Source organism: Mycobacterium sp. (genome assembly GCF_040509115.1).
Taxonomy (GTDB): domain Bacteria; phylum Actinomycetota; class Actinomycetes; order Mycobacteriales; family Mycobacteriaceae; genus Mycobacterium.
This window is the reverse complement of sequence record NZ_JBEVLO010000132.1, coordinates 1-9,007: the sequence shown is the minus strand read 5'-3', so window position 1 is coordinate 9,007 and position 9,007 is coordinate 1. Positions and strand designations below refer to the sequence as shown.

General features: G+C 67.7%; 10 protein-coding genes. 5 read left to right on the top strand and 5 right to left on the bottom strand.

What is annotated here, in order from left to right:
* The 3 genes from miaA to ABW137_RS10075 all read right to left on the bottom strand — a co-directional run.
* On the bottom strand, nt 1-500 hold a 500-nt coding region (gene miaA / locus ABW137_RS10085; protein WP_526399422.1), incomplete at its 3' end, for a tRNA (adenosine(37)-N6)-dimethylallyltransferase MiaA.
* Nucleotides 497-1,222: a class III extradiol ring-cleavage dioxygenase family protein gene (locus ABW137_RS10080; protein ID WP_526399420.1), complete on the bottom strand. Its 726-nt coding sequence runs from the start codon at nt 1,220-1,222 to the stop codon at nt 497-499. The genes miaA and ABW137_RS10080, both read right to left, overlap by 4 nt.
* 9 nt (nt 1,223-1,231) lie before the next feature.
* Nucleotides 1,232-2,128, bottom strand: coding sequence for a DMT family transporter (locus ABW137_RS10075; protein ID WP_526399418.1), 897 nt, complete (start codon nt 2,126-2,128; stop codon nt 1,232-1,234).
* Between the two features lie 192 nt (nt 2,129-2,320).
* Between ABW137_RS10075 and ABW137_RS10070 the strand changes: the two genes are divergently transcribed.
* Nucleotides 2,321-3,640: a DUF349 domain-containing protein gene (locus ABW137_RS10070; protein ID WP_526399416.1), complete on the top strand. Its 1,320-nt coding sequence runs from the start codon at nt 2,321-2,323 to the stop codon at nt 3,638-3,640.
* Here the strand turns inward: ABW137_RS10070 and ABW137_RS10065 are convergent.
* Nucleotides 3,637-4,230: an Rv2732c family membrane protein gene (locus tag ABW137_RS10065; RefSeq protein WP_526399414.1), complete on the bottom strand. Its 594-nt coding sequence runs from the start codon at nt 4,228-4,230 to the stop codon at nt 3,637-3,639. The two genes, ABW137_RS10070 and ABW137_RS10065, sit on opposite strands and share 4 nt — an antisense overlap.
* Nucleotides 4,227-5,774: a tRNA (N6-isopentenyl adenosine(37)-C2)-methylthiotransferase MiaB gene (gene miaB / locus ABW137_RS10060; protein WP_526399412.1), complete on the bottom strand. Its 1,548-nt coding sequence runs from the start codon at nt 5,772-5,774 to the stop codon at nt 4,227-4,229. Before miaB ends, ABW137_RS10065 begins: the two co-directional genes overlap by 4 nt.
* Before the next feature lie 150 nt (nt 5,775-5,924).
* Between miaB and ABW137_RS10055 the strand changes: the two genes are divergently transcribed.
* The 4 genes from ABW137_RS10055 to ABW137_RS10040 all read left to right on the top strand — a co-directional run.
* Nucleotides 5,925-6,653, top strand: a complete 729-nt coding sequence (locus ABW137_RS10055; RefSeq protein WP_526399424.1) for an amino acid ABC transporter ATP-binding protein — start codon at nt 5,925-5,927, stop codon at nt 6,651-6,653.
* A gap of 24 nt (nt 6,654-6,677) precedes the next feature.
* Nucleotides 6,678-7,499, top strand: a complete 822-nt coding sequence (locus ABW137_RS10050) for a glutamate ABC transporter substrate-binding protein (RefSeq protein WP_526399410.1) — start codon at nt 6,678-6,680, stop codon at nt 7,497-7,499.
* Nucleotides 7,500-7,529: 30 nt separating this feature from the next.
* On the top strand, nt 7,530-8,210 hold the full coding sequence (locus tag ABW137_RS10045; protein ID WP_526399408.1) for an amino acid ABC transporter permease: 681 nt from the start codon (nt 7,530-7,532) through the stop codon (nt 8,208-8,210).
* A 60-nt stretch (nt 8,211-8,270) separates the two neighbouring features.
* Nucleotides 8,271-9,007 (top strand): amino acid ABC transporter permease (locus ABW137_RS10040; protein WP_526399406.1); only part of this gene is annotated, 737 nt, incomplete at its 3' end.

Here is a 9,007-nt window from a genome sequence, read left to right as displayed (position 1 = left end):
ACGACCTCCAACGCCCGCACGATGCGCCTGCCGTCGGTGGGCAAGATCGACGCCGCGGCTTCCGCGTCCACGTCGGCGAGTTCGGCGTGCAACGCGGCCACCCCGACGTCGGCGAGCCTGTCCTCCCAGCGGGCCCGGACTGCCGCGTCGGTGGCGGGGAACGCCCACTCGTCGAGCAGCGATTGGACGTAGAGCATCGAGCCGCCGACGATCACCGGTACCGCGCCGCGGGCCATCGTCGACTCGACCTCGGCGGCGGCGGCGTGCTGGTATCGACCGACGGTGGCCGTTTGGGTGACGTCGAGGACGTCGAGCTGGTGGTGTGGGATGCCGCGGCGCTCGGCGGGGGGCAGCTTCGCGGTGCCGATGTCCATGCCGCGGTAGAGCTGCATGGCGTCTGCGTTGACGATTTCGCCGCCGAGAAGCTGGGCCAGGTCCAGCGCCAAGGCGCTCTTGCCGGTGCCGGTGGGCCCGATGACGGCGATGGGCCTTGGGGTCACTCGATCGATCCCCCGATCGCGTCGGTCTCCCCCGCCCGCGGCACCCAGGTGCCCACGAAGTAGCCGACCCCGTAGGGGGCGCCCCGATAGCGTTCGCGCGCCGAGCAGGGGGTCGATCCCACCAGTCCGGCCAGCACCTGGTACGCCACCCTGCCGACGACGCGGTCGGGTAGCCGGGTGAGCGCGGCCGCGTCACCGCAGGCCAGGGCGTCGTCGAGGGCGTTCTGGACGGGGATTGACTCGGGGTCGTACCCGCCCGGCGCGGGCGGGGTCAGGGTGTTGGCGCCGTCGGCGACGACGAGTACGCCGACGGGGTCGGCGGCGTCGTCGATCTCGGCCCGCAGCGCGCGACCGCGGTCGAGGGCGGCGTCCACGCCGAGGTCGGCGGCGTACACCCAGACCTCGGCGTACGCGTCGGAAGCGGCGTGGCCACGCACCCAGGCGGCGATCAGGGCGCTCAGCGGCAGCTCCCTGGCCTCGTCGGCGCCGTGGGGGGACAGGCGCACCCGCACGTCGGCCCCGTAGCCGGCGAAGGTGCCGACCGCGCCCGATCCGATGACGTCGTCGGCGGGTCCGGTCCCGATGACGACCCATCGGTCGGGCAGTTCGGTGACGACGCTCGTCACTGCAGTCAGCAGGTCGGTGAGTTCGGCGGCGGCGCCGGTCGCGAGGGCGGGCACCAGGACGGGCGCCGACGGCACCAACGCGATCGCTTTCAGCACGCCATCACGCTAGCCAGCTTCGCTGGCAACCGGTTCACCTGCGTCCGGCACCTCACCCGCCTTGGCCTCGCCGCGGGCCAGCGCGACGGTGGCGACGATCATGACGGTGAACGCTGCGATCAGGGTCACGTCGCCCGCTTCGCCGGGCCTCAGGGTCTCGCCGAGGATGACGACGCCGAGGACCGAGCCGACGACGGGTTCGGTGACCGTCATCGTCGGCAGGGACGCGGTCAGTGAGCCTGCGCGGAACGACGACTGCTGCCAGGCCGTGCCTGCGACCGCGACGGCCGCCCACGCATACAGCTCCGGGGTGCGAAGAAGGGCCCACAACCCGTCGTCGAGGCGATCGACCACGCCCTTGGTCAGCACCGCGAAGATCCCCCACAGCGCGCCGGACACCAGGGCCAACAAGACGGCGCTGATGGGGCCCGAGAGGACCTTCGCCCCGATGACGCAGGCCACCATGGCAGGCAAGAGCACGGCGATGACCAGCCCCCAGGTCTCGACTGAGGCGCGCGACTGGCCCTCGGTCGGATTGCCGACCGTGACGATGACGACGACCGACGCCGCGAGCAATGCCGCCCACGTCCATTGGAACCGTGACACGCGATGCTGGTTCAGCCGGGCGTTGATCGGCAGCGCGAACAGCAACGCCGTGACCAGCAGCGCCTGCACCAGGAGCACCGATCCGAAGCCGAGGGCGGCGGCTTGCAGACCGAACCCCAGGGCGGATACCAGGCTGCCCAGCCACCACGTGCGATCGCGGAGCAGGCGGATGAATAGTTCGACGTGGCCGACCTTCTCATCGGTCACCTCGTGCGCCATCCGTTGGTGCATGACGTCGCCGACGGCGATGAAGAACGCGGCGCCGAGCGCGAGCACGGCGGCGATGTCAGCCTTGTCCATCGCCACTCTCCTGCCCGCCGCTCCGGCCCATGGAATCGCAAGCGTAGGCAATTCCTAGTGCCAAGGCGTGGGCATGCCGAGGAGTGACCTGTTTCAATAGCCGTTGAAGAACCACCGAAAGCTACCGCTACCAGGCGCCGCGTTGCGCGGCAGGAGCGTGGTCACCCACGCAGAGGGCACGAGGAATACGACATGACGACAAGTGAGTCCGGCGGAGCACCCAAGCCCGCACCCCGACCGGGACCACCACGCCCGACACCCAAGCCGGGCGGCGCTGCACCTGCAGTGGTCGTGCCCCCTTCGGCGGATCCGCACCGTTTCGGCCGCGTCGACGACGACGGCACGGTGTGGCTGATCACGTCCGCGGGCGAGCGGGTGATCGGGTCGTGGCAGGCGGGTGAACCCGACGCCGCATACGCGCACTTCGGCCGTCGGTACGACGACCTGCACACCGAGGTCGCGCTCATGGAGCGCAGGCTGGCGTCGGGGACCGGTGAGCCCCGCAAGATCAAGGCGGCGGCCGCCGCGTTGGCCGAGACGTTGCCGACGGCGTCGGTGCTCGGTGACGTCGACGGGTTGGCTGCCCGACTCGCCGCCATCGTGGATCAGGCCGACGTCAGTGCCGCGGAGGAACGCCAGCGGCGCGACGAGTTGCGCGCCGAGCTGACGGCCCGCAAGGAGGCGTTGGCCGCCGAGGCGGAGGACATCTCGGCCAATTCCACGCAATGGAAGGCCGCCGGTGATCGGCTTCGCGACATCCTGGAGGAGTGGCGGACGATCACGGGGCTCGACCGCAAGGTCGACGACGCGTTGTGGAAGCGGTATTCGGCAGCACGGGAGACGTTCAACCGGCGCCGCGGATCGCACTTCGCCGAGCTCGACCGTGAGCGGGTAGGTACGCGGCAGGCCAAGGAGGGGCTCTGCGAGCGCGCCGAGGCGCTGTCGGACTCGACGGACTGGGGTGCCACGGCGGCGACGTTCCGGGATCTGCTGGCCCAGTGGAAGGCGGCCGGACGGGCCTCCAAGGACGTCGACGACGCCCTCTGGCGTCGGTTCAAGTCCGCTCAGGACAAGTTCTTCAAGGCACGTAACGCCGTGAACGCCGAGCGGGACGCCGAGTTCGGGGCGAACGCCGCGGCCAAGGAGGCCCTGCTGGTCGAGGCCGAGGCCATCGACGTGTCGGACGCCGACGCCGCCAGGGCGGCGTTCCGGGCGGTCGGGACGAAGTGGGACGCCGTCGGCAAGGTGCCTCGGGAGCGGGCTCCGGAGTTCGAACGCCGGATGAAGGCGGTCGAGAAGAAGGTTCGCGACGCCGCGTCGACCAACTGGCAGGACCCGGAGGCGCAGGCCAGGGCCGATCAGTTCAGGGTCCGCGCCGAGCAGTTCGAGCAGCAGGCCGAGAAGGCGGAGGCTGCGGGACGCACCAAGGATGCCGCCGACGCCCGGGCCAGCGCCGCCCAGTGGCGGGAATGGGCCGAGGCAGCAGTCCAGGCCCTCGGCAAGAAGCGCTAACCAGCGCTTCTTGGGGTGTCGGGGTCCGGTGGGTCGGTATCGAGCAGGCCCTTGCGATGCCGTTCGCTGACGAACTTGCGGCGTTCGGCCTCGGCGGCCAGCTGAACGGCGGTCCGCGACCACACGACGCGGGCCCAGTGGAAGGCCAGCAGGATCACCGCGATCCAGGCGATGACAAGGCCGTACCCCGGACCGGGGTGCGGCTCGGCGACGGTTTGCCGCGACCACACCGCCAGCATCCCGATGGGGCAGGCCACCGCTGATCCGGCGAGTGCGATCCACGCCAGACCCCAGCGTCGGGTGGTCAGCGCGAGGATGGAGAAACCGACGCCGAACACCAGGACGAGCCAGATGAACACTCGCGACGGCAGCGCGATCGCCTCGCGGACGGCGGCGGCGTCGTAGATCAGGACGTCCAGCCCCCTTGCGCCGCCGGTGTGGGGCAGCACGAACGACAGCAGCAGCACGAAGACCAGGATGGCGACGACCAAAGCCCTTGCCCCGGGGTCGATTTCGCGCGCCACTCGGCGTTCGGCGTCCTCGATGTCGCTCTTGTAGTCGTCGAATCCTATGTCGTCGTGTTCGGTCATCGGGTGCATCCCGTCGTGATTGGTTGGGGCGGCGCCATGCCGATGCGGGGCAGCCCGAGGCCCACCGCCGTCGCGCCGCCGGTGCTCACGCGGCGTCCGGCTTCGTGGGCGTCACCCGCCCTGGTGCGGCGGTGGTCGATGAGGTCGCCGTCGGCGATCAGATGGTGTGGAGCCGCCGCGGTCACGGTCGTGGTGACGACGTCGCCGGGGCGCACGTCGCGGTCCCCCGGAGTGAAGTGCACCAGGCGGCCGTCGCGGGCCCGGCCCGACAACCTGGCGGTACTGGCGTCCTTGCGGCCCTCCCCCGTCGCGACGAGGAGTTCGACTTTCGAGTCGATCTGGGTCAGGTTCTCCTCCCAGGAAATTCGTTCCTGAAGTTCGATGAGGCGCATGTACCGTTCTTGGACAACGGCTTTCGGCAGTTGGTCCGGCAGCTCGGCGGCGGGAGTTCCCGGGCGCTTCGAGTACTGGAAGGTGAAGGCGCTGGCGAACCGTGCGCGCTCGACGACGTCCAGCGTGGCGGCGAAGTCCTCCTCCGTCTCGCCGGGGAATCCCACGATGAGGTCGGTGGTGATCGCCGCGTGCGGGATGGCCGACCGGACCCGGTCGATGATTCCGAGGTAGCGCTCGGCGCGGTAGGACCGGCGCATCGCCTTGAGGATGCGGTCGGAGCCCGACTGCAGCGGCATGTGCAGCGTTGGGCACACGTTGGCGGTGGCGGCCATGGCCTCGATGACGTCGTCGGTGAACTCGGCGGGATGTGGAGAGGTGAAGCGGACGCGTTCGAGGCCGTCGATGCGTCCACAGGCACGCAACAGCTTGGCGAAGGCACCGCGGTCGCGGGGCAACTCCCGGTCGGCGAAGGAGACGCCGAAGGCGTTGACGTTCTGGCCGAGCAGGGTGATCTCGAGGACCCCTTGGTCGACGAGGGACTGCACCTCGGCGAGGATGTCTCCGGGCCTGCGGTCGGTTTCCTTGCCGCGCAGCGAGGGAACGATGCAGAACGTGCAGGTGTTGTTGCAGCCCACCGAGATCGAAACCCATGCGGCATAAGCGGATTCACGGGTCGCGGGCAGGGCCGATGGGAACTCGCGCAGCGACTCCTCGATCTCGACCTGGGCGACGCGGTTGTGCCTGGCACGCTCCAGCAGGGCGGGCAGCGAGCCGATGTTGTGGGTGCCGAACACGACGTCCACCCACGGCGCCCGCTTGAGCACCGAATCACGGTCCTTCTGCGCCAGACACCCGCCGACCGCGATCTGCATGTCGGGGTTGGCTTCCTTGCGCGGCACCAGGTGACTGATGTTGCCGTAGAGCTTGTTGTCGGCGTTCTCCCGGACCGCGCACGTGTTGAACACGACGACGTCGGCATCGACGCCGTCGGCCGCGCGCTGGTATCCGGCGGCGTCCAGCAGGCCAGCGAGCCGCTCGGAGTCGTGCACGTTCATCTGGCAGCCATAGGTGCGGACCTGGTAGGTGCGCACGCGGTCGGGCGAGGCACCGACTGGAACGGTCGTCAAGCCGCTCGCCACCGTGGAAGTCACGGCCCAATGGTACGGCGGTCGTCGGCGCAGCCAAATTCCCAAGATCGGCCAGAGCCCGGCGAGCTGGACGTTCCCTGGGTAAGGTCTGAGCCCATGAAGCTCGACAAGTCGGATGCGGTGGCGGGCGAACCGACTCGGACGGCTGTGCCGATGATCTCAATTCAGGGCGTCAACAAGCACTTCGGCAGCCTGCACGTGCTCAGGGACATCAACCTCGAGGTGGACCGCGGCCAGGTGGTCGTGGTACTCGGCCCCTCGGGGTCGGGCAAATCGACGTTGTGCCGCACCATCAATCGGCTCGAGCCCGTCGACGAGGGCACCATCGCCATCGACGGCGAGAAGCTACCCGAGGAGGGAAAGAAGCTCGCGCAGTTGCGGTCCGACGTGGGCATGGTGTTCCAGTCGTTCAACCTGTTCGCGCACAAGACGATTCTGCAGAACGTCACGCTGGCGCCGATGAAGGTGCGCGGCAAGTCCAAGGACGAGGCCCGCAAGAACGCGATGTCGCTCTTGGAACGGGTCGGCATCGCCAACCAGGCCGACAAGTACCCGGCTCAACTGTCGGGCGGGCAGCAGCAGCGCGTGGCCATCGCCCGGTCCCTGGCGATGAACCCCAAGGTGATGCTGTTCGACGAGCCCACCAGTGCGCTGGACCCCGAGATGATCAACGAAGTGCTCGCGGTGATGACCTCGCTGGCCTCCGAGGGCATGACGATGCTGGTGGTCACCCACGAAATGGGCTTCGCCCGGCGGGCGTCCAATCGCATCATCTTCATGGCCGACGGCGCGATCGTCGAGGACGCCGAACCGGAAGTGTTCTTCTCCAATCCCAAGTCAGACCGTGCCAAGGACTTCCTCGGCAAGATTCTCAATCACTAACCCGCCCCTGTGAAAGGAATGCGAATGTCTCGATTCTCCCTACGAACGGTGGCCGTCGCGGCGATCGCCGTCGCCCTCCCCCTCTCAATGACCGCGTGCGGCGGTGGCAGCGAGAGTTCGGACAGCAGCAAGATCGTCATCGGCACCAAGTTCGACCAGCCGGGTCTGGGATTGCGCAATCCGGACGGCACGATGAGCGGCTTCGACGTCGACGTTGCCACCTACGTGGCCAAGGAGCTCGGCTTCACGCCCGAGAACATCGAATGGAAGGAGTCGCCGTCGGCTCAGCGGGAGACGCTGATCCAGAACGACCAGGTGAAGTTCATCGCCGCGACCTATTCGATCACCGACAGCCGCAAGGAGAAGATCGCCTTCGTCGGCCCGTACCTGGTGACGGGCCAGAGCTTGCTGGTGAAGGCCGACAACACCGACATCACCGGCAAGGATTCGCTGGCCAACAACAAGAAGCTGTGCTCGGTGTCTGGTTCCACTCCTGCGCAGAAGATCAAGGACGAGTTCCCCACCGTGCAGCTGCAGCAGTACGACACGTACTCGGCTTGCATCGAAGCCCTGAAGAACGGGGCGATCGACGCGGTGACCACCGATGAGGTGATCCTGGCGGGCTACGCCGCCCAGAGCCCGGGCTCGTTCAAGATCGTCGGTGAGACGTTCTCGGAGGAGAACTACGGCATCGGCCTCAAGAAGGACGACACGGAACTCCAGGGCAAGATCGCGGCAGCCATCGAGAAGATGGAGTCCGACGGCGCGTGGGCAGCCGCGTTCGAGAAGAATCTCGGTCCGGCGGGAATCGCAACGCCGGCGCCGCCCGCCCTGGTGGACAAGTAAATCGACTGATCGGGAGTCAGCGGAGCCCACGTGGAGATCTTCTCCGAGTATTCCGGCCGCATCTTCGAGGCGTTCTGGACCACGATTCAGTTGACGGTGCTCTCTGCCGTCGGTGCGTTGATCCTCGGTACCTTGCTGGCCGCGATGCGGTTGTCACCGGTGCCGATGCTCAACTGGTTGGGCACCGCATACGTCAACGTGATCCGCAACACTCCGCTGACTCTGATCATCCTGTTCTGTTCGTTCGGTCTGTCCCAGACGTTGGGCATCACTCTCGTGGATTCGCAGTCGACCACGTCGATCGAGGACAGCAACTTCAGGTTGGCGGTGCTCGGCTTGACCGTCTACACCGCGGCGTTCGTGTGTGAAACGGTGCGCTCCGGTGTCAACACGGTGCCCCTCGGGCAGGGCGAGGCGGCCCGGGCGTTGGGCCTGACGTTCGGGCAGAACCTGCGAATCATTTTGTTGCCGCAAGCTTTTCGGGCGGTGCTCATTCCGCTGGGTTCCGTGTTGATCGCGTTGACGAAGAACACCACGATCGCATCGGCGATCGGTGTCGCCGAGGCAGCGCTGTTGATGAAGGAGATGATCGAGAACACGGCCGCCCTGACGGTCGTCGGCAGCATCTTCGCGTTGGGGTTCGTCATCCTGACCCTGCCGCTCGGACTGTTGTTCGGCTATTTGGGCAAGAGGATGGCGGTGGCTCGGTGATGAGCGCTTGCGCGAAGAACAGACAGACACGATGAGCGCTTGCGCGAAGAACGGATGGTCATGAGCGGGTCGGTTCTGTTCGACGCCCCAGGGCCGCGCGCTCGGGCCCGAAACCGGATCTTCAACGGTGTGACGGTCGTCGTCATCCTGGTGGTGGCCTGGATCGTCTACTCACAGCTCGAGGCCAAGGGTCAGCTGACCGCGGCCAAGTGGGAACCGTTCCTGACGTCCAACCTCTGGGTCACCTACGTGCTCCCCGGCGTTCAGGGGACGCTGACCGCGGCGGTGGTGTCGATCGTGCTGGCCCTGCTGCTGGGGTTTGCGCTCGGCGTCGGGCGGCTGTCGACGCGTAACGGGATCCGCTGGACGTGCTCGGTGATCGTCGAGTTCTTCCGCGCCGTGCCGGTGCTGATCATGATGATATTCGCGTACTTCGTGTACGCGACGTACGACCTCTTCCCGTCGAAGCACCTTGCGCTTGCCGGGGTGATCACCGGGCTCACGCTGTACAACGGGGCGGTGATCGCCGAGATCGTCCGGGCCGGCGTGCACGCGCTGCCGCGCGGTCAGCACGAGGCGGCGTCGGCGCTCGGCCTGACCTGGGGTCAGACCATGCGGTCGATCATGCTGCCGCAGGCCATCACGTCGATGTTGCCGGTCCTCATCTCGCAGATGGTGGTGGTACTCAAGGACACGGCGATCGGCTACCAGATCACGTTCCTGGAGATGGTGCGTCAGGGCACCCAGGTGGGGTCCGCGTACGGCAACTACATCCCCGCGCTGATCGTGATCGCGCT

Coding starts and splice junctions, on each gene's coding strand:
- ABW137_RS10075 (WP_526399418.1), bottom strand. CDS start 2,128: ATGGACAAGGCTGACATCGCCGCCGTGCTCGCGCTCGGCGCCGCGTTC.
- ABW137_RS10070 (WP_526399416.1), top strand. CDS start 2,321: ATGACGACAAGTGAGTCCGGCGGAGCACCCAAGCCCGCACCCCGACCG.
- ABW137_RS10065 (WP_526399414.1), bottom strand. CDS start 4,230: ATGACCGAACACGACGACATAGGATTCGACGACTACAAGAGCGACATC.
- ABW137_RS10055 (WP_526399424.1), top strand. CDS start 5,925: ATGATCTCAATTCAGGGCGTCAACAAGCACTTCGGCAGCCTGCACGTG.
- ABW137_RS10050 (WP_526399410.1), top strand. CDS start 6,678: ATGTCTCGATTCTCCCTACGAACGGTGGCCGTCGCGGCGATCGCCGTC.